This window comes from Novipirellula rosea, assembly GCF_039541335.1.
GTDB classification, from domain to species: Bacteria; Planctomycetota; Planctomycetia; order Pirellulales; family Pirellulaceae; genus Novipirellula; species Novipirellula rosea.
Genome location: NZ_BAABGA010000120.1, coordinates 195,808 through 220,812 on the forward strand (window position 1 = coordinate 195,808; position 25,005 = coordinate 220,812).

Below are 25,005 nucleotides of genomic sequence, written 5' to 3' on the forward strand. Positions count from 1 at the left end.
GGCGATGGACGCCACGTGTACGAGTGTTTGCATTTGCGTCGAGTCAAGATCTGCGCACCCATAACGCAAGGAGAGCGGACGTGCGATTTAACTGTGTAGCGGCCATTCTAGTGGCCATCCTTACCATGACAGCCGTCGTCCCTAGTGTCGCTACGGCTCAGGAAGCATCCGCATCGAGCGGACACCGCGTCGCCGTGGTTGATGTAGCTTACATCTTCAAGAACCACCCTGGCATCAAAGCCCAAGTGGAACGAGTCGAAGGCGATTTGAAGAGCTATGATGCTCAGCTTCAAGGCAAGCGTGAAGAGCTAAAGCAAGCTGCCGAACGTCTCAAGACGTTCAAAGTAGGCACCCCGGATTACACCGCTCAAGAAGAACAAGTGGCATCGATGGAATCGAAGCTTCGCTTGGACATGGCACGTAAGCGTAAAGAGCTTGCCGATGCCGAAGCTCGTATCTACTTTGAAAACTATCAACGGATTGCATCGGGCGTCCAATTCTTGGCACAGCACTACAAGATCAACATGGTGCTTCGTTACAACAGCGAAGAGATGGATCTTGAACGAGGTGATTCGGTCATCCGTGGTGTGATGAAGAACATCGTCTATCATGACGAAGCACTCGACATGACCAAGGGTGTGATGCAGTACTTGGACAAAGCGATCCAAGAAGACGTTGCCAAACGTGGCGGTTCGGGAACGACTCGCTAAGTAAAACTCGATTGCGAGTTCCGCAATCCAATGACGTAAACCGACCTGTGGCATTTGAAATGAATCAAATGCCATGGATCGGGGACTCTCACTGCATTCGAATCACAGCGATCTCGGATGCCGTGAATACAGTAAACACACAAGGCTCTCGCAAGGATGTGAGAGTGGGCACGGCAGGGGAGGCCGAAGCGTGACACCATCACGCAACGAACATACAATCGCGGTTTCGTGCGAAGTCCGCGGTCGAGGCTACTGGAGCGGTCGCGACGTGCGTGTCGTGATGCACCCGGCACCGGTGGGTACTGGGATTCAATTGGTCCGCAGTGATTTGCCGTCCAAACCGATGTGCCAAGCGTCTGTCGAAAAACGCAATGATGCTAATCTTCGCACCATCTTGCACGATGGCGATGCCCGTTTCGAGATGATCGAACATTTGATGGCTGCCCTGGTGGGACTCGAGATCGACAATTGTGTGGTTGAAATTGACGCTGAGGAATTGCCAGGACTCGATGGCAGTGCCGCTGCGTTTGTAGCCGCTCTGCGAACCGCCGGACTAATCATTCAATCGCAGCCCAAGCGTCGTTTGACGCTGCGTGAACGAATCTATGTCGAATCGCCTGCTGGGTGGATCGAAGCAACTCCCGCAGAAGATGGCCATACTTCGTACGAGTATCGCTTGAGTTTTGATGGCCCTTCGCCGATCTTTGATCAAACCTTCACACTGCGAATGACACCGGAACGATTTATCCGCGATGTCGCTCCGGCTCGAACATTTGTTACGGAAGCTCAGGCTCAATCACTGCGGAAGCAGGGGGTCGCATCGCACGTCACCAACCAAGACTTGTTGGTGATCGGCGAACACGGTCCGATTGAAAACACACTACGGTTTCGCGACGAATGTGCACGGCACAAAGTGCTCGATCTGATTGGTGACTTGGCGCTTGCCAATGTCGAATTGGTCGGGAACTTTGTTTCCTATCGTGGCGGACACAACCTTAACGGCCGCATGGCTCAGCGACTTGCTGAGCTCGCTGCCTCGCAGATTCCCCTAACCCATATCTCACAATCGCATCGAAATGTTGCTTAGCCATAGCAGTGATTTCTCCGTGCGGATGTGGGATTATAACCGAGAGATGTTTGGAGCCGAAACATGAGTACCCAGATTGCTCAGACTGCGGTGGTTGATCCACGTGCTAAGTTAGGGACGAATGTACGCATTGGTCACTTCTGCGTGATCGGTCCGGATGTCAGCATCGGTGACGATACTTTGCTCGAAGACCATGTGGTTCTTTCCGGCGTTACCTCGCTCGGCGAAGAGAACCATGTGTTCCCAGGCTGCGTGATCGGTGCGGACCCGCAAGACACAAGCTACAAGGGCACCCCGACGCAAGTACAGATCGGTGACGGCAACGTCTTCCGCGAGTACTGCACGGTCAACCGCGCTACGGAAAAAGAAGACGGTATCACCCGAGTCGGTCACAACAATTACTTTATGGCTCACACCCATATTGCCCACGACTGCAAAGTCGGTGACCGCAACGTGATGGCCAACAATGTGATGATCGGCGGACACGCGCACATCGGTAACGACATCACCATCGCCGGTGGCGTTGGCATCGTTCACTTTGCATCGGTCGGAAACATGAGCTTTATTAGCGCGATGGCGCGAGTGCTTCATGATGTTCCGCCCTACATCATCGTCGATGGCCAACCCGCCAAGCCTCGCGCGGTCAACACGATCGGGATGAAACGACATGGATTTCCCAAAGAAGACATTGAAATCCTGACCAAAGCTTACAAGTTACTTTATCGATCCTATGTGGGACTCGATGCCGCCAAGGAGCAATTGTTGTCCACCGGCCCCATTCGGCCTGTGCTTCGCGAATTGTTCAATTTCATGGATACAACGGTTGCCGGTCAAAAAGGCCGTGGTCGCGACCGAAGGAGAAAAGCAGCGTGAGTCGGTTACGAATCGCAGTCATCGGTGCAGGTCATCTAGGACGTATCCACGCCAAATTGTTGCAACAAGTCGACGGGGTCGAGCTGGTTGCAGTGACCGATCCATTTGCACAAGCTCGGGCAAAAGTAGAAGAACTGTTTTCAGTTCCCACGTTTGCCGATTATCGAGAGTGCATCCCTAAAATCGATGCAGCGGTGGTTGCGGCTCCGACCGATTTGCACGCGGAAATCGCCACTGATTTGCTCAAAGCGGGCAAGCACGCCTTCGTGGAAAAACCGTTGGCGGCGAATGGCCCCGATGCGCAGCGAATTGCGAATCTGGCGAGAAGCCGTAATCTGACGCTGCAGGTCGGTCACGTCGAACGATTTAACCCGGCGTTCGCTGCACTGGAAGACTTGGCGGTGGACGCGAAGTACGTCGAAGCCGTTCGCGCCTCGCGGTTCCCCGGTCGCTGCCTTGACGTCGGCGTGGTGATGGATTTGATGATCCATGATTTGGATCTTGTCCTGTCGCTGACCAATGCACCTGTGCGTTCGGTATCCGCCAGCGGAATGTCGGTGATCAGCAGCCACGAAGACATCGCCGAAACTCGAATTGAATTTGAATGCGGGTTGGTTGCCAATTTGAAAGCGTCGCGGCTAAGTCCAACACCGGCTCGACAGATGCAGATTTTTGGTGCCAACGGCTTTGCCGATATCGACTTTGGCAAACCATCGCTGACCTCGGTTTGTCCAAGTGCGTCGGTGGTGGACCGTACGTTTGATCTCGATAGCGAAGTCGAGAACCCGCTTGTTTGTGCGGATCAAATCTTCACCGAATCGCTGAAGTGTGTGACCAAGGAATTGGAACCACGTAATGCGATCCTCGATGAACTTCACGACTTTGCAATCAGTATCCAGACCGGCATCTCGCCAGCCGTCAATGGAGACGCCGGTGCAAGAGCCGTGATCGTAGCCGACCAAATCCTCGACTCAATCAAGAAGCGTACCTGGTACCGCGATTCGAGCACCACCGAAGTCGGTCCGCACGCGATGGTGCGTCAACGCATCGAATCGGCCAGTCGTCGTGCCGGACAAAATCGACGCGCTGCATAGTACGCGAAGTGTCATCGCGTGTGCGTGTCGGTCGGGGATCTCGTTTGTGGCCCCCACTGGGGTGGTGAATGCTGCATTCCCTCCTTGTTGGTGGCACGCCGTCAGCGGTCATGCACCTTGGGGTTAAACAAGCGGTTTTTATAGCGGTGCGGCGAGAGCCGCCCGGTCCAGTTTTAATGCTTTGCTCGCCGCAATCAGACGGCTTACGCCGCAAGCGCGACTCAGGTCGACGGCATCGGCTTTGTGATCCCTGGCGTTGCGGTTTTCCGAAACCATCTTCCAAAGCGTGTATCTGGCGGCACGGGGAAGGTCTTTCTGATGGCATTGTGCCCGCGTATTGTGAATGCTCCGCCGCCAAAACCGCCTTGCGATCTGGTTTCGGATAGCAAAAAGCAATAAAACGTATGCGAGTGTGCAGCGGCACGTCGGGTATTCGCGTGCAACCAGCCGAGGGACCTGTTACACTAACTGACGTGCGATTGCGCCGGAGCACTTCAGAACCGAAAGCCCGCTAGATGATACACCTTCCTGAAATTTTGTCGTCGATAGAAAACCCTACAAGTTTTCTGCTCGAGTCAATTAGATCAGCGGTGCTTATTGATGATGTGACTGCACTCGTCTCGATTTTAGATGAGATTGATGACACGTCCGAAAGATCGTTGATTGAGAAGCTCAAGTTGGACTCCGAGTTTCGCAACCAAGTCTTTGCAGGAATTCAAACGGTCACGTTCAACAAGGCGGCGGTGGAGTTGTTTGAGGCGGAGTCGATCGAGGAGCTAAATCGACGTGCCTCGGAACTTGCACCCCCGGAGTCGCTTTCGTCACTCGCAGGTTATTTGCAGGCGATTGATCGCCGGGATTCTAATTTCAGCGACGACGTCGCCTTCATGACGCTTAAGGGAAAGCGGATTTATGTCCGCGCCAATGTCAATGTCTTCAGTAATGGTGACAAGACATTTGCGGTTAATTCCTTCACCAACATCACCGATTGGTACAACGACCGAAATACGCTCGCCGCGGTGCGTACGCGTTATGCACTGGCATTGAAGGGCAGCCAGTTTGGCGTATGGGATTTTGATATCCCCAATCAACAAGTGATCCGAGATACCGAATACCTGCGGATCCTAGGGTATCGCGAAGGCGAGATCGATCGGTCTGTGATGGGGGTTCGCGCCCTGATGCATCCCGAGGATCTAAGCCAGCTTGATGCGATGGGAGAATTCCCGGATACGTTTGATTACGAATTTCGGGTTCGACGTAAAACAGGCGAGTATCGTTGGCTTCGTCTCGAAGGATCGGTCTGTGAATGGAACGCCAATGGTGAAAAGATACGCGCTGTCGGTACGGTGCGTGACACGACCGTCGAGCGTCAGCAGTTGGAGTTGATGAATCTCGAAAAAGAGATTTTTAAGAACGCATCCGAGGGAACGTCCATTGAATCCTTGCTTTTTCTAGTTGCGAGCAAGATCGATGTCGCTTTTCCTGCATTGAGGTGTTTGGTGTTGATGTTGGATGAGGCCAGGCAATCGATTCGGTTTGCGGCCGCGCCATCGCTACCTGAGGATGTCCGAAAGACGCTGCTGGGGTTTCCCATCATGAGTGAAGCGACCACGTGCCGCGCGGCGATGCAATCGGGGTCGTTTCGATTTATCCAAGACGTGATGTTGAGTCCGGATTTTTCTGCGACCGCAGCGTTTTGCGGCCCGATAGGGATCAAGACAATCGGGTCGATGCCGATCACCGACAGCACGAATACGACGCTGGGGACAATTTGTTTGGCGTCCAACGATGCGAACTGTGGTCCGCCCGAGGATCTCGTCAGCCTCGAACGTGTGGCAAGGTCGCTAGCGCTGGTGATCGAACGCGAGAAACAAAAAGAACGTGCTCGAAAGCGAGAGCTACAACTTCAGAACCAGCAAAAGTTTGAAAGTCTTGGGAAGTTGGCGAGTGGGATCGCGCACGATTTCAATAATCTGCTGACCGTGATCATGACCAACGCCGAATTATGCAACTTCAACTTGCCACCGGGAAGCGTTGCCAACGACAACCTGGACCAAGTGGTCCACGCGGCTGAGATGGCATCATCGCTTTGTAAACAAATGTTGACGTTTGCGGGGCAATCCCAATCGCAGACTCAGCATGTGGACCTCGCACAAGCCGCGACCAAAGTCGCCAGTCTGGTGGGGTCAGCGACCAAGAAAGGGATTCATATCGATCTGCATATCGCGCCGGGCACGCCGAATGTTTGGGGAGATGTCACCGCGCTGTCGCAAGTCCTGTTGAACTTATTGACCAACGCAGTCGAAGCGATCGGTGAATCGGGCGAGGTGCACATCGACGTTGCCACCAAACAAGTCTCGCAAGTGGAGATTGATGGCTTCATCTTTAGTGGAAAGATCCAGCCGGGAGAGCATGTCTACGTTACTGTGAAAGACAACGGAGGCGGGATCTCGCCCGAGACATTGCGTTATATTTTCGACCCCTTCTTCACCACCAAATCGACAGGGCAAGGGGTCGGGTTGGCAACGGTGCTCGGGATCGTTGAACAACACGGCGGCGCCATCGACTTGCAATCCGCTGAGGGATCGGGAACCGAATTCACGATCCTGTTTCCGGCGTTATCCGATTTGCAGCCTGCTGCCGAGAAATCGGTCTCCAATTGAACCGAGCGTGAACGTGCCGCGTTGCCGCCGTTTGCGACAGCGATGCCGCCGCAAACGGTGCTTCGATCCAGCTTACTCGAGGTAAGCCATTCGCCTTCTTACTCGATTGGCGTTTCTTTGTTGCCATCGCGAAGGAACGGTTTTCGCTCTTGTTCGCCCTGAGCTGGCTTGAATTCGCGAACCCAGATATTACGGAATCGTACGGGGTTGCCGTGGTCTTGCAGCGAGATCGGACCGACGGGTTCATGGGCTTTGTATTCGGGCGGACGGTTGTAAGGAGTGTCCCCTTTTAGCTCGAAGTGATTCAGGATCAAAACTCCGTTGTGAACCACGGTAACGTAAGCGGGTGAAACCAATTTTTTGTCATCGCCGAAACGGGGCGCGGTCCAGAAAATGTCGTAGGTGTTCCATTCGCCTGGCGGACGAGTCGCATTGACCGCCGGTGGAGTTTGTTTGTAGATCGCTCCGGCTTGTCCATCAAAATAGGTTTCGTTGTCATACGAGTCCAGGACTTGAATTTCGTATCGCCCCATCATGAACACACCACTGTTGCCGCGACCTTGTCCGCTGCCTTTGGCAGGGGTCGGTGCCGACCACTCGATATGAAGCTGACAGTCACCAAACTCTTGCTTCGTGGTGATCATCCCTTTGCCGGTGCTTGCGACACCATCCTTGACGTTCCATTTGTCGCCGTTTTTCCACTCAGACAAATCCGCGCCGTCAAACAAAATCACAGCATCCGAAGGGGCGTCCGCATTGGTTTCGCCCGGAGTCACCTTGGGCGGTTCCTGCCATTTGATCCCATTGAGGTACTCTTCGGCCGACAGTGAGGAAGCCGAAAAGGCGACGGACAATCCAAGGCCGCCCAGCAGGGCGAGACGAGTCAAAGGGAGAAAAACGCTACGTTTCATGTGGTTTCTCAATGATGGGGGGGAGGTTTATGGGGTGGTTTAGTAGGATTCGAGTGCCATCAACGCACGATTGGATCGGCTTTCGTATTCTCGAACAATCAGAGTTTACACAGCGTCAAAAGTGTTGACGAGCACGAAGCCCCCGATATAGTGAATTAGCGGTTCGCGATCCCTCACTACGAGAGATCCGGCCCACTCCCGCCCGCCCATTCCCTGGGCTACTCGTATCAGCCAGTAGCGTGCTGATACTGGATTGGCGTTATCAGACTCGCTGTTCTCTGAAATCCATACGCCTTCGTTGCTTCACAAGCTTGATGCGATTGGTACACGAGCGAAGTGGAAACGTCGTCGGTACTTTCAGAGATCTGCGTGCAAACGAACTCTGGAAGCACGAGTAATGCCATGGCCTTTCGAACAATCTTGTTCGCTATCGTTTCGCTGATCTGCATCGATTTAGTAGCGAAGGAGTCCTCCGATCCCAATGTATCGCTGAGTTATGCTCGCGACATTGAGCCCATTTTTCGCAACAAGTGCTTTGGATGCCATCAGGGCGCGAAGCAGCTTGGCCAATATAAAATGACCGACTTCGCGTCGTTGCTCGCAGGCGGCGAGAGTGACGCCGCGGCGATTGTGCCCGGTAAACCAGACGAAAGTTATCTGGTCGATCAAATCACGCCAGTCGATGGGCATGCGGAGATGCCGAAATCTCCGGCCAAGCCACTGCACGCCAGCGAGATCGAAAAGATTCGGCAATGGATCTCTGACGGGGCAAAGGATGATTCGCCAAAGTCGACGGGGCCGACTTACACTCCAGACCATCCGCCCGTTTACGTCGGGCCACCCACATTGCCTTCGATCGATGTTTCCCCCGATGGACAGCAAATCGCCGTCGCGGGGTTTCATGAAATCATCCTGCTGAAAAGCGAGAACGGGGAAGCCATTTCGCGTTTGATTGGAATGAGTCCACGAATCAATGCGGTCCGCTTTTCGCCCGACGGGAAACGGATCGCCGCAACCGGTGGAACTCCTGGGGTGCAAGGCGAAGTACAGATCTGGGACGTTGTATCGAATAAATTGACAATGTCGCTGCCGTTTACGCATGACACGCTTAGCGGCGCAAGCTGGTCTCCCGACGGAAGTAAACTTGCCTTTGGTGCGACCGACAATGTGATTCGCGCGATCGACACCGCATCGGGTCAGCAGGTGCTGTTTCAAGGGGCACATGACGATTGGGTTCGTGACACTGTCTTTACACCCGATGGGACTCATTTGGTTTCGGTCGCTCGCGACATGTCGTGCAAATTGACCGAGGTTTCCACCGAACGATTTGTCGACAACATCACCTCGATTACTCCGGGGGCTCTTTCCGGAGGACTCAATAGCGTCGCGATCCATCCCGCGCGAAATGAAATTTTGGTTGGCGGTGCGGACGGTGTCGCCAAGGTTTATCGCGTGTTCCGCGAAACCGCACGCAAGATTGGCGACGATGCCAACTTGATCCGCAATCTGCCTGCGATGCCGGGCCGAATCTTCAGCGTCGCGATCAGCCCCGATGGCTCTCGCTTGGCCGCCGCATCGACGCTCGATGGTCGCAGCGAGGTGCGAGTTTGGAAGTATGACTTTATCGGCACCCTGTCTGACGAAGTCAAAAAAATCATGGCTAAGCGAGGGCCCCAACGCTCGGCAAAAGAAAAAGAAATGCTGGCGGCATATCAATCCAAGGAAACGACGGAGATCGCGAAATGGAGTAGCGACACCGCGGCCGTCTACGCGATTCGTTTCTCCAGCGATAACGGGTTGGTGATTGCCGGTAACGATGCGGTGCTGCGGCGAATCGATACCGAGGGAAAGCTTGTATCCGAGTTTCCGATTGTCGCGATCGAAAGCGAAACGAACACCCAGCACGGTGCCTTTGACGCCAAGGCGTGGATGCAAACGCAGGTCGCGTCCGCCGAATCGTTGACCGATGAACCGGACGTGGATGCGAAATCGGCTCGCGGATTGACGGTCTATCCCGAGACGATTCGACTGGATTCGCCTTATGCCTATAGCCAAATGGTGGTGATGGCGACGCTTGCGGATGACTCGGCCGTCGACGTGACCCGTCATTGCGAAGTCCACGTTCCCTCGCTGATCGCAATGAATCAGCGTGGATTGATGAGACCAATTGCCGACGGCCATGGCGAGATGGTGGTTCGCTTTGGCAAGCTAACGAAAACGGTCTCTGTCGATGTCGCTTCCTACAGTGACGACGATGCCCCCGGCGCGGTCGACTACATTCACGACGTCAATCCCGTGCTCAGCCGGTTGGGGTGTAACCAAGGAACATGTCACGGGGCCCAAAAAGGAAAAAATGGATTTCGGCTGTCGCTTCGCGGTTATGATCCCGTGTTTGATTTGCGAGCACTCAAGGACGACTTGGCCGCGCGACGTATCAACCCCGCCTCGCCGGACGATTCGTTGATGCTGAGAAAGCCGCTCGGCTTGACGCCGCATCAAGGTGGCGTGCTGATGGTCGACGGCGACCCCAATCATGCGATCCTGCGACGCTGGATCGCCGATGGAAGTCAGGTGGATTTACAATCATCACGCGTCGCATCGATCGAAATTTTTCCAACCAATCCGACGGTCCAAGCGATCAAGTCGCGTCAACAAGTGCGAGTGGTTGCGACCTATCGCAACGGCACTTCGCGTGACGTAACCAGCGAAGCGTTTATCGAGAGTGGGAATTCCGAAGTTGCCACTGCCGATGCCAACGGCTTGCTGACGGCGATTCGTCGAGGCGAAGCTCCCATCCTGGCTCGTTTCGAAGGAGCATACGCGGCAACGACGTTAACCGTGATGGGTGATCGATCGGGTTACGAAGATCCGGTGCTTATCACCCACAACACGATTGATAAACTTGTCGCCCAGAAATGGCAGCGAGTCAAAGTGGTCCCCAGCCCACTGTGTGATGACGCCACGTTCCTGCGCCGCGTCTATCTTGATTTGACCGGATTGTTGCCCACCAGCGATCAAGTCAAATCGTTCCTGGCCGACACGACCGACTCGCGTGAAAAACGAGCCAAAGTCATTGATGAATTGATTGGCAGCGAAGCCTATATCGCTTACTGGACCAATAAATGGTGCGACCTGTTGCAAGTCAATCGGAAGTTTCTTGGAGTCGAGGGGAGCACGAAGTTTCAAGAATGGATACGTGTTTGCGTTGCTGAAAATCGACCCTACGACCAATTTGTCCGCGAGCTGTTAACGGCCAGCGGATCGAACAACGAAAATCCTCCGGCGTCGTATTTCAAAGTGTTGCGAACGCCCGAAGACACGATGGAGAACACCACGCATTTGTTCTTGGGGATTCGCTTCAATTGCAACAAGTGCCACGACCATCCGTTTGAACGCTGGACTCAAGACCAATACTTTGAGATGTCCGCCTACTTTGCTCAGGTCGATCTGAAAAAGGATCCCGCCTCGGGGGATCGCAAGATAGGTGGGTCAGCGGTCGAAGGTGCTAAGCCGCTGTTTGAGATCGTGTCCGACAAAACAAACGGGGAAATTAAGCATGGCAGAACGGGCGACACGGTCGCACCCGATTTTCCCTTCGCCGTCGAACATGAAACAAGCGACAGTGCTTCGCGTCGTGAGCAGCTTGCCCACTGGATGACCGATGCCGATAATCCCTACTTTGCCCGCAGTTATGTCAATCGCATGTGGGGCTATTTGCTTGGCGTCGGTTTGATCGAACCGATCGACGATATCCGTGCCGGCAACCCGCCGACCAATCCCGAACTGCTGAACTTCTTGACGGATCGTTTCGTCGAATCGGGGTTCGATACACGGGCGATGCATCGTTTGATTTGTAATAGTCGAACCTATCAATTGAGCATCGAGTCGAACCCGCTAAACGAAGACGACCATCTGAATTACTCGCATGCCATGCCGCGGCGATTGCCTGCCGAAGTGATTTACGATGCGGTGCATCAGGTCACCGGAGCGATCAGTTCGATTCCCGGGGTGGCCAAGGGAACACGTGCCGCCGCGCTGCCTGATTCCGGGGTGAAGCTAGCCGATGGGTTTTTGCAGAATCTGGGCCGGCCGGCGCGCGAGAGCGCATGCGAATGTGAACGATCCTCGGATCTGCAGCTTGGACCGGTGATGGCACTGATCAGTGGCCCCACGGTCGGTTCCGCGATTTCGGATCCGAAAAACGAACTCGCGAAAATCGTCGATATATGCCCGGAAGACGAAATGCTCGCCGAAGAGGTTTTCTTGAGAGCGATCGGACGTCGACCGACTGAACCCGAAGTCACGGCATTCAAGAGTATCATCGGCGAAGTCCAAGTCGATCATGACGCGCTGCGGAAACAGCTTGAGCAATCCGAAGCCGATTGGAAGATTCGACGAGCCGAATTGGAAGCCGTTCGCGAGACAAAGCTTGCGGAAGTTGTCTCGCAGATTGCCGAGCGAACCGAGGCAATCAAGCCCGAACGAACGCGGCTCGAAGCAGAGCGTGCGAAACGAGTGGCTGCGGCGGAAAAAGCACTTAGCGAAGCACAAGCCAACTTGATCACGACCACCGAGAAACGGTTTGCCGATGCGTCCAACGTGGAATGGCATCCCTTGTCGGCGACCGAGTTGTCGGCATCGAACAAGGCGGTGTTAACGCCGCAAGCGGATCGTTCGATCCGAGCATCGGGCAATGCCGACAAAGGTATCTACACGATCAAGATGCCCACGACGCTGAAGCAGATTACGGGGTTTCGGTTGGAAACATTACCGGCTGCGGATCTGCCCGCCGGTGGCCCTGGGTTGCCCGACAACGGCAATTTTGTCATCACCGAATTGGTGATCCAAGTACAAAACCATGGGAAAGATCAAAAGCCGGAAAAGGTCGAAATCGCCAAAGCACAAGCTGACTTCACTCAAGGCGGCTTTGACATCAACACCACGTTTGATGGAAAGACGAATGACCAAGGCGGCTGGGCCGTTTCCCCGTCACTCGGTGTCGTGCACTGGGCTACGTTCCAATTGAAAACTCCGATCGCGAACCCTAGCGGTTGCACGTTGACGTTTGATCTGCATCAGTTCCACAACGCAGCAAATCACCGTTTGGGACTGTTTCGTATCTCGGCCACCACGGCCGAAGGCGACATCCCGCTCAGCCAAAGCGAGTCGATCGCCGCGGCGCTATCGACTCCGGCGGAGCAACGCAGCGAAGCGGCAACCAAGCTGATCGTCGACTACGGTGCGGCCACGGACAAAGGCATCGCTGATTTGCGTGCGGCATTGGCCGAAGCTCGGAAGCCTGTTCCACCGGACCCGACGCTGGTGCAGCTGGAACAACGCAAAAAGAATCTTTCGGTTGCAACGGCGGATGATCCTGCTCTGGTCCAGCTTCGCAAAGACTTTGCCGAAAGCACGAAACAACTCGGCAACGTCCGTTTGACGGCAGCCGAAGATTTGGCGTGGGCGTTAATCAATAGCCCTGCGTTTCTGTTCAATCACTGAAATTACCAAGAGAGAGAACGAACGATGTTGTCATTCAAAGGTTTTAAAGCAAAGGATCTTTGCGATCCGCATCTCTCGGCTACACGTCGCACGTTTTTGCGAGTGGGTGGTTGTGGCATGCTCGGTTTGTCGCTGCCGTCGCTATTGAAAATGCAAAGCGCTGCGGCCTCGGAGAAACATGTCGGCGGTCCAGGTTGGGGCAAGGCAAAAAGTATCATCCTGTTGTATTTGCAGGGCGGCCCGAGCCAATTGGATTTGTGGGATCCCAAAGAAAATCTACCCGATAACGCTAAAAGCGTTTTTAAGCCGATCAGCACAAAAATCCCCGGGGTGAAGTTCACCGAGAATCTGCCGCAGCTCAGTCAGGTGAACGATCGCTTCACGATGATTCGGTCGATGTCGTACACACCCAATGGTTTGTTCAACCACACCGCCGCGATCTACCAAATGATGACCGGCTATACGACCGACAAGGTCAGTCCGTCGGGGCAACTTGAACCGCCATCGCCCAAAGACTTTCCGAATTTCGGCAGCAACATCGTCAAGATGCGTCCGCTTGACGAACCGATGCTTCCGTTTGTCATGCTGCCACGTCCGCTACAAGAATCCAACGTCGTTGGCAAAGGTGGCACCGCGGGTTTCCTCGGCAAAGCGTTTGATCCGTATACGCTTTATCCCGACGGCGACGACATGGACATGGAAAAGATGAGTCGCATTAAGATCGATGATCTGCAGTTGCGACCCGAGGTGTTCAGCGTCCGTTTGCAGCGGCGTGCAAGGCTTCGTGATCTGTTGAACGCGCAAATGCCTCAAATCAACGAGGCGGTCGAGTCGTTTGAACTGGACCAATACTACGACCAAGCATTGTCGTTGATCGTTTCGGGGCGTGCACGCGATGCGTTTAATTTGTCCGCGGAATCCAACGAGATTCGCGACGCTTATGGACGCAACACGTTTGGTCAAAGCTGTTTACTTGCCCGGCGACTCGTAGAAGCCGGAACTCGCGTGGTCGAAGTCATTTGGCCCAAGGTTGCCAACAGCGACAATCATTCGTGGGATCATCACACCGGGCTCAGCAAACGGATGAAAGATCAATCGGCCCCGATGCTCGACTCGGCATTGTCGACTCTGATCACGGACATGGACACCCGCGGATTGCTTGAAGATACCTTGGTGGTGGCGGTAGGTGAATTTGGCCGCAGTCCTCAGCGAGGCGTCAGCACCAGTGGAAACAACAACAGCGACGATGGCCGCGACCACTGGCCGTACTGCTACACCGCGGTGGTGGCCGGTGCGGGAACCAAACGTGGGTATATCCATGGCAAGAGCGACAAGACCGCTTCAGCGCCGCTGGAAAACCCGGTGCATCCTGCGGAACTGTTAGCGACGATTTACCACAGCTTCGGAATCGCGCCGGATACGATCGTCTACAACCACCTGAATCAACCTCGGGAATTAGTCAAAGCCGAGGCGATTTCCGCGTTGATGGCATGACGCGCGTGGGCTGCGGGTGAAGTTCGTGAGCGCTCTTCGCGTCAAAATATTGGCGGCAAATTGGCTGCCGAGAGCGAGCGAAGGGGAATGCTAAAAACTTTTGAGGCTTCTGGGCCTGACAAAGTTGGCGCTATGGTTCCTCAGCTCGCGTTGGAAACGTATATTTTTAGCTTCTTGGAAACGTTTCCCTTGTGCGCGAGCGCGAAAGCCCCCTTAAAGTCGATGAAGATTCACGAATATCAAGGCAAGCAACTGTTCCGCAAAGCTGGTGTGCCGGTTTTAGAAGGACATATTGCGAAGTCCGCTGACGAAGCGGCTGCCGCATTTGAAAAACTCGGCGGTTCGATTGCTGTCGTCAAAGCCCAGATTCATGCGGGCGGACGCGGTAAGGGAACCATTATCGATAACCCTGAGCAACGCGGCGTGGTGCTCGTCAAAAGTGCAGACGAAGCTCGTGCGGCGGCCAACGGTTTACTCGGAAAAACGTTGGTCACGATCCAGACCGGCGAAGAAGGCAAAGTCGTTAACCAGGTTTTTGTCGAAGCAGGCTGCGATATTGCTCGCGAACTGTATCTCGGCATCGTGGTTGACCGCGAAGCGTCGCGGCCGGTCTTGATGGTCAGCACCGAAGGGGGTGTCGAGATCGAAAAGGTCGCCGAAGAGACCCCGGAACTGATTTTCAAAGAACACTACGACCCCGCCGTGGGACTCGAAGCGTTCCAGGTTCGTAAGCTTTGCAAGAAGCTGGGCATCGAAGGTCCCGCAGCCAAGGCTGCCTTCAAGTTCATGACCGCGATCTGCCGCTTCTTTGTCGATTACGACTGTGCGATGGCAGAGATCAACCCACTGGTGATCACCGGTAGCGGCGAAATGGTCGCCTTGGACGCGAAGATCACCTTCGACGACAACGCGATGTTCCGCCACAAGGACTTGTTGGAACTACGCGACTTGTCCGAAGAAGAGCCGAGCGAAGTGCGTGCGAGCGACTCGGGACTTAGCTACGTCAAGCTCGAAGGCAACATCGGTTGCTTGGTCAACGGTGCCGGTTTGGCGATGTCGACGATGGACATCATCAAATACCACGGTGGCAAACCTGCAAACTTCCTGGACGTCGGCGGCGGAGCGAACGCTCAACAAGTGACCGAAGCTTTCCGGATTTTGTTGTCCGACCCTAACTGCAAGGGCGTATTGGTCAACATCTTTGGTGGGATCGCACGCTGTACCACGATCGCAGCGGCATTGATCGAAGCGAGCAAGACGGTCGGTTTTACCGTTCCCTTGGTCGTCCGGCTCGAAGGCACCGAGGTCGAAGAAGGCCGCAAGATGCTTGCCGAAAGCGACGTGAACGTCATCAACGCGACCGACATCACGGACGCGGCCAAGAAGATTGTGGCTGCCGCCGCAGGCTAATGCCGCGGGCTTAACGGGCTGCGGGGATGAAACCCGCAGCCATAAGATCCGCAGCAAGGCAAAACCGCGTCAAATCCGCCGCTATCGGCAGCGGATGACCATCACGAAGTCGGTTCAACATTCCATTCCTACACGTTCTCTACAATAGTCATTCGGTCATGAGCATTCTGGTTGACGGAAACACAAAAGTCATCTGCCAAGGCATCACGGGCAACGCCGGCACGTTCCATAGTCTTGGATGTCGTGACTACGGCACCAACATGGTCGGCGGAGTCACCCCAGGCAAAGGCGGCCAAAACGTCGAAGGCATTCCTGTTTTTGATACAGTCGAAGAGGCTGTTGAGAAAACCGGTGCCAACGCAACGATGATCTTCGTGCCGCCCCCTTTCACCGCCGACGCGATCCTCGAAGCGGTTGACGCGGGCATCGGAATCATTGCTGCAATCACCGAAGGCGTGCCTGTCATCGACATGGTTCGCGTCTACGAAAAAGTGCGAGCGAGCAACTCGATCTTGATCGGCCCTAACTGCCCCGGTTTGATCACACCCGGCTCGTGCAAAATCGGCATTATGCCCGGTTATATTCATAACCCAGGCAAAGTCGGTGTGATGAGCCGCAGTGGTACCCTAACCTACGAAGCGGTTTGGCAAACCAGCAACCTCGGCCTTGGGCAAAGCACTTGCGTTGGACTTGGTGGTGACCCGATCGTCGGCACCAGCTTTATCGATCTGCTAAAGCTGTATCAAGAAGACGATCAAACCGAAGCGATCTTGATGATCGGTGAAATCGGTGGATCGGCCGAAGAAGAGGCCGCGGCATTTGCAAAAGCAAACGTCACGAAGCCTGTGGCGGCATTCATCGCCGGTCGTACCGCTCCTCCCGGAAAACGAATGGGACACGCCGGTGCGATCATCAGCGGTGGCAAGGGAACAGCCGAAGAAAAGGTGGCTGCCTTGGAAGACGCTGGCATCGTTGTCGCTCCCACTCCGGCCGACATGGGCCAAGCCGTGGTCGACGCGATCGCTCGCAAAGGCTAAATCGCGTTTCTGCTAAGTCACGTCACCGCTAAATCGCATCGCAGTTAATCGCCACTTTCAACGCGGACATAAAAACCCGCGTCGAGGCTGCGTCCCGATTGATCTTGAATCGCCGATCGGCCCGTTTTAACGCGGAGCCGATCGTTTTGTTTGGCTGCTTTGACTGTCGCCGATCGCATTAGATATTCAAGCACATCACTCGCATCGACTTGCGGTGAATGCCCCGTGATCAGCATCCTGAAATCCATCGGGTCGATCAATTCGAGGCAATCATCCACCAACGGCCAGAGATCACGCTCGAGTCGCCACGTTTTCCCTTTGGGCGAGTGGCCGTAGGCAGGCGGGTCCATCACGATCGTGTGGTATCGCCGCTGGCGACGGACCTCTCTGGCTGCGAATTTCGCAGCGTCGTCGACGAGGTAACGGATCGGGGCGTCATGTAGCTGATTTGTCTCTGCCGCCACTTTTGCGGCCGCAACATTTGGTTTGGCCGCATCGACGTGCACGACCGAGAACCCTGCTTGCGCCAGCGCCATCGTGCTTGCGCCGGTATAGGCAAACAGGTTTAACGCCAGCGATTCGTCTTGTGGACGCTTGGCGGACAACCATTGCCAATTCTTGGCTTGCTCGGGAAACAGCCCAATATGGCCAAACGGAGTGGGGCGTACCGGCATGCTGAAATTGCCGCAATCGAGCGTCAGCGATTCTGGCCAAACCGAGCGGTGAGTCCATCGCCGCTGGCTCACGTCGTAGACCGCATCGGCGTCGCGCCAACGCTGCGGATATTTTTGGCGAATCCCCTCGGCTGCGGGCGACGGACGAGACACCAGATAACCGCCAAGTGATTCGAGCTTTAGCCCGTCACCGAAATCGATAAGTTGATACACATTGCTCATGGTCCGCAGGATTGTAAACCGAAAGTACTGGCAATGCCGAGGAGTCAGACGCCGCTTTGCCTCGGGCCTCCGAGGCTCGGGCTACAAAGCTCCGGCAACTGAAGCTCTGTCCCCTGTAGAACTGAAGCTCTGTCCCCTGTAGAACTCTGTCCCCTGTAGAACTCTGTCTCCTGGCAAAGCTGCTAGCAACAAGGCTGATGCTCTGTCCCTAACGAAGCGAAGTTTCGGGCCCTAGCGAAGCTCTGTTTCTGGCTCTTCGCCATCGGTGGCTTCGGGCGGCTGGGCCGCAATCGCCGTCGGCTCTTCGGAGGTTTCGTCGACGGGCGCCTCGATAAAATCGACGAACGTGCCTTCGCTATCAAAGACAGGCCAGCCATCTTGAAATCGCGTCTCGGCGGTATAGTTAACCGGAGGACGCGCAAATTTCTCGTGCGGAGAATCCTGTTGAGCTGTCCCTCCAAATTTTAAATATTTGCTACCTGCCAATTTCGTTCGCTCGCGAATCGATCCACTTTGGAACGGCCCGATGCCGAGCACATAGGTGTCGCGAGCGGTGGCACTCGATTCACGGATCCCGGATTGCCAAATCGCTTTGCGAGATTCACGCTCGTAAGCAAACGCGGCAATTTTTGCAGCCCCTTCGCGCGAATCGCGACGTGCCAAAGCAAATTCGGGTATCGACGGCAAACTGGGGGCATTGGGAAGCAGCGAAGCGGCCGAAGACAAGCTGTTATTTTCCGGTACACCGAAGGTCACTCGATGGTCGTCCGCACCGAGCGTACCGATTCTCGCTTCGACAATAATGTCCGCGTCACTACTAGAGTCTTGCAACAGGCAACCGGCGGCAACGATTTGCTGGCGGAGTGAACTGGTCACGTAATCCGCATTTACAAAGCCAAGATCCTTCGACGTTTTCAAATAACTTGTGTCGAGATACACGGTTCTCCCCGACATCGGCCGAAAATCGATCCCCGCAATGCTGCGGTCGACTGCTTTACTAAGCACCAACTGTTGAGTGGCGAGTTGTTCTTTGGTGGTTCCACACCCCGTCACTGCCGTGCCAATGACCATCCATGCTAGTCCGATGATGAATCGGAAAATCGCTTGGGATGGAAATAGACGCATCGTTAACGATGATGGGGTGGGGGAGTTGGTGGGATGAACATGCAGTTTGACAAGCTGACTGCTGCTTTTAGCGGCTAACGTTGCATTTGAGCAAGCTCAATCTCAATTTTGAAATGCTGGCAAACAGTAGCGTTGCCCCATTCGAACCACTTTCTTTACCTCTCGCTTGCTCACATGCTCTCGTTGATTCCCGCCGGTCTCTACTGCATTCGCGAAACGTATTGCAGATGCCCTTCGCGGTTCATCAAGAATTTGAAGTCGCCATATCGAATCAATTGACTGGTTTCAAATGAGGGGCCTGATCGCAATCGCGGTGCTTCGAAGGGGAAGAGGGGGCGGGCGGCGTCGGGGATTCCAAACGTGCGTAGCAGGTAATCGGCATCGACAAGGCTCGAGTATGCCAGCCGTCCCTGCGGCGAGACGAAGCGGCGATCGCGAGCGGCGGGAGGGGCTTTTTCAATCGATGAAATTGCTTCGGCAATGGGGAAATCAGGCTCCGAGCCGCGTACGACATCTGCGGGTCTCGGTTCGGCGGGGATCGACTTTAGGTTTTTGGCAATACTCGCAGCGGCGGGTGGCGAAAACGGACGCAAGCGAATCCAGCCAGCTTGCAGCGTCTTTTGCCCCTCGGCCCAACGTACCGATGACAAGTATCCCAGCAGCAGCGAATCCTTATCGCGTCGAAGAAAACAGTCTCGCATCTTGTGCCCCGCGATCAGGGGCGGCGAGGACATCATGCCCTGAAAACGCACGTGCCCATCGCTCGGCTTGACTGGCGAATGAAGATGATTTGCTGCGATTACGTCATACGTTGCTTCGATCGCTTGGGAACTCGAGAATTCATGGGAATCGCTCCCGCGATCGGTCCACGAAAAGTCTCCCGTCCATGATCCACCATGGGGGGCGAAGATCACGCAAGACCCATCGGGGCGAAAGGAAATTGCGAATGAGGGAGGATCGGCTTCCAAGTTCTCCGCCGAACCGTCGATCCAATCGCCAAGCACGCGATCGCGAGGCATCGGGGCTGCTTGGTATTGTGACTGCAAAATGCCCACAGCGGCGATCGCGGTCAACACGGCTAACGACCCCATTGCCATTCTCGACCTGGGAAATACTTGGGCCAGTGCTGCCAATCGACCCGCCAGAACTTGCACGCGAACGCGAAACCGTTCACGGTTCGAATTTTCGTCGGCCGCATTCGCTTCGGATGCGGGATGCGTGTGGTTTGGGGGACAGATGCGGACAGCTTCGTGTGCATCGTCCAAATTTTGGGCATCAAGCGTATCTGCGCCGAACGAGCGATCTGCGAAATCGCGTTCGGTAGAATGAAAGCCGGCATCTGATGCGTGCAGGACCGATTGAGCCACGGTCGCCGGTGCGACCGCAGCGGCGTGGGGCAACGCGGACAGTGTGGGGTTTCCCGCAAAGTGAGGCGACGCGGGATCGGTTCGCCGCTGAATTTTCCCTGCCGAGCCGAGTAAGACGAGATCGCCGGTCAAACAGGCTCTCAAGACATGGATGCGGTCCACCGGAATCCAGGTTTGCGTCACGTCGCTCTGGATTTCCGCATCGGCCGCAAGCATTCCACGCGCGGCAAATCCGATTAATTCTCTGAGTTTAAAGGGACCCTGTGCTGCGCCGAGCATGCCGCGAACGTGATAGCGGGGAACAATGGTGCCGGCAGGATGCGGAAGCGCAACCCGCTTTTCGGAAAACAAGCCGATCGCCAATGCGGGATGCCACGGTCCGGTCTCGGTGTCAGCCACCAACGAGTTCGGGCCAATGATCCCTGATAACGCCGCTTCGCGGAGTTCGACCCCGGTGAACGGGCCCGCACAGGAATGTTCGGTTTTAACGTAAAAGGCAACCATATTTCTCAGGCTTGCTGCATCTTTAGGGCTAGCTGTGAACGGCTGTACCAAACGCTATCGCAAAGGAAACTTCCCTGCTTGTTGGATCACTTTGCGGAACAACAGTGATAAGATGAGGGTAGGCGAAGCATATGTACCGTGGACCGTGGAGTAGAGCGGTGGGGAAAAGGGCTGGTACGTTAAGAACGCCTCGCGGTATCGGGGGGTACCCAATTGATGGCTGGTAATAGACGGAAAAGCAGGAATTCAGTCTTGGGATTCGGACGCTGCTCGCGTGGATTGTCACACCCGCCTGCTTTCACGTTGGTTGAACTGCTTGTCGTCATCGGCACGATCGCCGTTTTGATGGGGTTGCTGCTGCCGGCGGTTCAAGCATCGCGGGAATCGGCCCGCCAGACCCAATGCCTTAATCATTTAAAGCAGATCGGGCTCGCGGTTCAGAACTTTCATGCCCAACGCAACGAGCTTCCGCCAAGTCGAAATTACGACCACTACACGAGTTGGGCATTTCTGTTGCTGCCACACTTGGAACAGGCTGCATTGTCGGACGAGTGGGACGATTCGCTTAAGTATTACTATCAAAGCGACGCGGCTCGGCTGACCGCGATTGCTCCCTATTTCTGTCCCTCACGACGCGACGCCAACCTCTACAGCACCCAGGGGGATGATATTTTGTCACCCTATGAAACCAGTGGTCATGTTCCAGGGATTGTCAGCGATTATGCCTGTTCCGCAGGACATGGGCCGGCGGGTGTGTGGAATTGGATCTATTCCAACGGGGCGTTTGTGATGGGGGAAGGGGTCACTGATCCCGAGACGGTGCCGGACGGCAATTTTGCACCGCCCAACGCCAAGCTGGTCACGTGGAAAAGCCGTACCCGTTTCGCCAGTCTCAGTGATGGGACAAGCCATACGATCATCGTTGGCGAGAAACATGTACGTCCATCACGACAAGGGATTGCTCCTGAGGATGGCGCGATTTACAACGGAGACCACCCGGCAAATTTCTCTCGCTGCGGCGGCCCCGGGTATCCACTGGCACGTTTTCCGACCGACCGCTTTCAAACCAACTTTGGCAGCTACCATGTGGGCGGATGCAATTTCGTCTACGCCGACGGCAGCGTGCATGTCTTGAATGTCGATGTCTCGACCGACATCTTAGGTCGGCTTACCCATCGAAATGACCATCAAGTCATCGAGGCGTTCTGACGCTTGGCTTACTCCTGTGTCTCGTCTTCGACTCCCTTGGCGTCTTTGGCCAAGGCGTGAAAGCGTTCGAGTTGCAAGTGATCATAGGTCAGACCGAGGTGCCCCACGGCTCGGGCAATTTCCGCCAGCGTTGAATAGCCAAGCTTGCGGCCGATTTCCGTCTTGTGCCGTTCGACAGTACGCGGACTACGGTGCAGCATCTTGGCTACCTCCGGAACGCTCTTGCCATGTCCCAATAGAATGAAGATTTCCAGTTCGCGATTGCTTAATGCCGACAAGCAGCCTAAGTCAACGTATTGACTTGTAACCGTCTCGATGTCTTCGGTTGAATCAAGCGGATCACGACGCGAGAGGATCAGCACGTATTGTGCCCCACCGGACTCGTCACCTGAATTGGATTCGTCACCTGCACTGGACTCGTCCACTGGACTGGACTCGTCAATCGGAGCTGGTTGATTCTCGTTCGCGTTGACCGAGGCGTCGTCTTGCTTCGTTGCATCCATGCTTCGGAGCAGTTCGCCGCCATCGCTGATCGGGTAAAACGTCGAGACCATTTGATGGCCGTTGTAGATGTGCCTTGCTCGTAATGGCTTGCCGTCCTCGATGACCTGTTCAATCCAAGCCATACGTTCTCGCACAAACTCGGGGTGAAACACGGCACTCAAGTGGCGATAGGTGCCTAACTTCGCGGGAGTAACACCAAACAATGAACGTGCGGACTCGTTGCTGTACGCAACCCGCCCGTCTTTCGTGACGATCGTCACTCCCAGCCCAACTTCCATGCGGAAGATGTCTGCCCAATTGATCGAGCTAAATGGACTGCTCATAAAGAATTCAATTCAACTCATTGCTTACAGGGTCACGTGTGGACGAGGTTGCGACAGACGATCGAAACGGGATCCTACGATCCTAGCGTTTCACACCCGCCGCAAAACATTCCGCATTCACCGGAGGAAACTTCATACAATCAGCCGAGGTACCAAATTAAGTCTAGCTTGCTTTCTCGGGGGGGTAGCTAGCGGATTTCCGCAAATTATGACAATTGGTAGAGACTTCGCGAGAGAACGACAGAGAACCTACGCCTTCACGTAATATGCGAGTGCAGGCGATTCGTTATCCTGATGCGAGGGTGGGGCAACGCCCCCATTGTCTCCGCCGACTGCCTTTCCGTCCGCCCATCAGACTCGATCTCGACCAAACCCTAAATGATAAGAAACTTTGCTTTCAATGCACTAGGACTACAGCGATTTCATTCGCAAGAATAAAGAATCACTGCGTGGAGCATATGTTGGGCGTCCCCTTGTGGGGCGTTGGTACTAGTCCGTTGGGTGATGTGTGAAGATAACGTGAAGGTGGCAGGGCGGAAGGATGTAGTTGTATCTAGCAAATGCCGGTCACCATTCGACATGTTTCATCGATTCGGTGGCTGCTCGCGGCGCGAGCCCAATGCGATCGACTTTGGTACTCGACGAGCGTTTTTTCACACGGCAACCGGACGAGTCCCTGTGCTGCGAGCGCTGTTGAAGTCAATGACATTGACCGTGCGTCAACCGGTTTCTTGCCAAAGTAGGCTTAGTCGAGAAAACCCACCAGGCTATTGATCTCGTCGTGTTGCTGCAGTTTTCGCAACGCGCGTCGTTCAATTTGTCGCACTCGTTCTCGGCTGATGTTAAACACCTTCGCCACTTCTGAAAGCGTTTGGGGCGAGTAGTCATCGAAACCGAATCGCATCCGCACAATGGCCTGCTCACGTTCATCGAGTTGATCGAGCAACGATTCCAAGCGATGGCTTAACGAATTTGCGTCCACTTCGGTGCCTAGCGGCGCGGTTTCTTCTTCCTGCAGAATGTCACGCAGATTCGTAGGGACCTCTCCTGCGGAACTGTTGTCCAAGCTGTAGCTGGTGCTCAACGAACGTTCGAGTACGACCAACCGCTCGTCGCTTAGCCCTGCGGTATCGGCCACTTCACGATGTGTGGGGCGATGGCTGAGTTGCTGATACAGATCGCTAATGGTTCGCTGTAATTCATTCATCTCACCGACGACATGCACGGGGATGCGAATGGTGCGACTTTGCTCGGCGACGGCGCGACCGATCGCTTGACGAATCCACCATGTTGCATAGGTCGAAAGTTTAAAACCTTTACTCGCTTCGAACTTCTCAACAGCACGCATCAATCCCGAATTGCCCTCTTGAATCAAATCAAGGAATGCTAAGCCACGGCCGCGATACTTTTTGGCGATCGAAACGACCAAGCGTAGATTGGCTTCGACCAATTTTTGCTTCGTCGAGGTGTAAAGCGAATAGGCACGCTCGAGCTCTTGGACACGGCGATCCAGACCGCAACTGGAATGTTGAGTCCGTCGTAAAATGGTTTCGTACTCGGCATGTTCCTCGAGTGTTAAATCTGCACGACGCTGGCGGAGGACACCCAGCCGATGATTCATCCACAACAGATTTTCATAGTGCTGCTCGATTGCCGGCAATCGCAGTCCCAATTCTTCGATGAGGGTGACGATCGATTCTCGCCGGCGCAGATAGCGACTGCGAGCTTCGCTTCGCTGCGCCAATGTTAATTGACGATCACGGATCGCTTCATAATCGGTGTTGTTCAACGCCAGCAGCGACTCGAGCGTACGGACGTTGGGCTCTAACCGGCTTAGAATGCGATGCTTGACCTTCTCGTCGGTGACGGCGTAACTGAGGCTGCGATCCGCCCGCGCGTCTCCCGTCACGATCTCGCGAAGGGCTGCAACGGCATCCTCGGCAACAAAACGAACGCGAAGCAAATCGTGTCGAAATAGGGTACGGGCATCATCCATCTGTACTGCCAGAGCCAATTCTTGCTCTGCCGACAACAGCGACGTGCGGCCCATCTGTTTCAGGTACATCCCTAGCGAATCCGACAGCTCTTCCTGACTTCGCAACGGACTGTCATCCTGTCGCAACGCCGGAGAATCGAAACCGCCGCGTAACGCCGTGTGTTCGGAATTCGAATTGAGAGAAACCATTTCCTATTCCTTTTATGTAAAATGAGAAAGCGAACATGGCGAACCTTTCAAGTCGAAAGGCTCTATCGGACTTTCTCAGCAAGATTTGTGTTCACGCACTCACCATTTCAA

The 25,005-nt window shown here is 54.8% G+C and carries 16 protein-coding genes; 10 read left to right on the plus strand and 6 right to left on the minus strand.

The window, feature by feature from the left end; genetic code table 11:
* Positions 1-80 precede the first annotated feature (80 nt).
* From ABD971_RS33065 to ABD971_RS33085, 5 genes are all read left to right on the plus strand, one after another.
* Complete coding sequence (locus tag ABD971_RS33065) at positions 81-710, plus strand: OmpH/Skp family outer membrane protein (protein ID WP_345327935.1); 630 nt, start codon at positions 81-83, stop codon at positions 708-710.
* 190 nt (positions 711-900) lie between these two features.
* Positions 901-1,797, plus strand: coding sequence for a UDP-3-O-acyl-N-acetylglucosamine deacetylase (gene lpxC, locus ABD971_RS33070; protein WP_345327936.1), 897 nt, complete (start codon positions 901-903; stop codon positions 1,795-1,797).
* Positions 1,798-1,860: 63 nt separating this feature from the next.
* Entirely contained in the window at positions 1,861-2,670 is an 810-nt protein-coding gene (gene lpxA / locus ABD971_RS33075) for an acyl-ACP--UDP-N-acetylglucosamine O-acyltransferase (RefSeq protein ID WP_339936140.1), read from the plus strand.
* Complete coding sequence (locus tag ABD971_RS33080; protein WP_339936142.1) at positions 2,667-3,764, plus strand: Gfo/Idh/MocA family oxidoreductase; 1,098 nt, start codon at positions 2,667-2,669, stop codon at positions 3,762-3,764. The genes lpxA and ABD971_RS33080 overlap by 4 nt, the downstream gene beginning before the upstream one ends.
* Before the next feature lie 590 nt (positions 3,765-4,354).
* Positions 4,355-6,427 carry an ATP-binding protein gene (locus ABD971_RS33085; RefSeq protein ID WP_345327937.1) on the plus strand — a complete coding sequence of 691 codons (2,073 nt, stop codon included), beginning with the start codon at positions 4,355-4,357 and terminating at the stop codon, positions 6,425-6,427.
* Positions 6,428-6,525: 98 nt separating this feature from the next.
* Here ABD971_RS33085 and ABD971_RS33090 read toward each other — a convergent pair whose 3' ends face one another.
* Complete coding sequence (locus tag ABD971_RS33090; protein ID WP_339936146.1) at positions 6,526-7,338, minus strand: 3-keto-disaccharide hydrolase; 813 nt, start codon at positions 7,336-7,338, stop codon at positions 6,526-6,528.
* 402 nt (positions 7,339-7,740) lie between these two features.
* On the opposite strand from ABD971_RS33090, the gene ABD971_RS33095 reads away from it, so the two are divergent.
* The 4 genes from ABD971_RS33095 (at position 7,741) to sucD (ending at position 16,781) form a co-directional block, all read left to right on the plus strand.
* Entirely contained in the window at positions 7,741-12,840 is a 5,100-nt protein-coding gene (locus ABD971_RS33095) for a DUF1549 domain-containing protein (RefSeq protein ID WP_345327938.1), read from the plus strand.
* A 24-nt stretch (positions 12,841-12,864) separates the two neighbouring features.
* Positions 12,865-14,334, plus strand: a complete 1,470-nt coding sequence (locus tag ABD971_RS33100; protein ID WP_345327939.1) for a DUF1501 domain-containing protein — start codon at positions 12,865-12,867, stop codon at positions 14,332-14,334.
* 222 nt (positions 14,335-14,556) lie between these two features.
* Positions 14,557-15,744, plus strand: a complete 1,188-nt coding sequence (gene sucC, locus ABD971_RS33105; RefSeq protein WP_345327940.1) for an ADP-forming succinate--CoA ligase subunit beta — start codon at positions 14,557-14,559, stop codon at positions 15,742-15,744.
* Positions 15,745-15,902: 158 nt separating this feature from the next.
* Complete coding sequence (gene sucD, locus ABD971_RS33110) at positions 15,903-16,781, plus strand: succinate--CoA ligase subunit alpha (protein WP_339936153.1); 879 nt, start codon at positions 15,903-15,905, stop codon at positions 16,779-16,781.
* A gap of 44 nt (positions 16,782-16,825) precedes the next feature.
* Here the strand turns inward: sucD and ABD971_RS33115 are convergent, their stop codons facing one another.
* The 3 genes from ABD971_RS33115 to ABD971_RS33125 form a co-directional block, all read right to left on the minus strand.
* Positions 16,826-17,677, minus strand: a complete 852-nt coding sequence (locus tag ABD971_RS33115) for a class I SAM-dependent rRNA methyltransferase (protein WP_345327941.1) — start codon at positions 17,675-17,677, stop codon at positions 16,826-16,828.
* Between the two features lie 231 nt (positions 17,678-17,908).
* A complete protein-coding gene (locus ABD971_RS33120) occupies positions 17,909-18,802 on the minus strand; it encodes a DUF6655 family protein (RefSeq protein ID WP_339936157.1) in 894 nt (297 codons plus the stop codon).
* Between the two features lie 200 nt (positions 18,803-19,002).
* A complete protein-coding gene (locus tag ABD971_RS33125) occupies positions 19,003-20,673 on the minus strand; it encodes a hypothetical protein (RefSeq protein ID WP_345327942.1) in 1,671 nt (556 codons plus the stop codon).
* A 303-nt stretch (positions 20,674-20,976) separates the two neighbouring features.
* On the opposite strand from ABD971_RS33125, the gene ABD971_RS33130 reads away from it, so the two are divergent.
* Positions 20,977-21,882: a DUF1559 family PulG-like putative transporter gene (locus ABD971_RS33130; protein ID WP_339936160.1), complete on the plus strand. Its 906-nt coding sequence runs from the start codon at positions 20,977-20,979 to the stop codon at positions 21,880-21,882.
* 8 nt (positions 21,883-21,890) lie between these two features.
* Here the strand turns inward: ABD971_RS33130 and ABD971_RS33135 are convergent, their stop codons facing one another.
* Together ABD971_RS33135 and ABD971_RS33140 are read right to left on the minus strand one after the other, a co-directional pair.
* Positions 21,891-22,709, minus strand: coding sequence for a response regulator transcription factor (locus tag ABD971_RS33135; RefSeq protein ID WP_345327943.1), 819 nt, complete (start codon positions 22,707-22,709; stop codon positions 21,891-21,893).
* A 745-nt stretch (positions 22,710-23,454) separates the two neighbouring features.
* Positions 23,455-24,894: an RNA polymerase sigma factor RpoD/SigA gene (locus ABD971_RS33140; protein WP_339936163.1), complete on the minus strand. Its 1,440-nt coding sequence runs from the start codon at positions 24,892-24,894 to the stop codon at positions 23,455-23,457.
* Between the last annotated feature and the right edge of the window lie 111 nt (positions 24,895-25,005).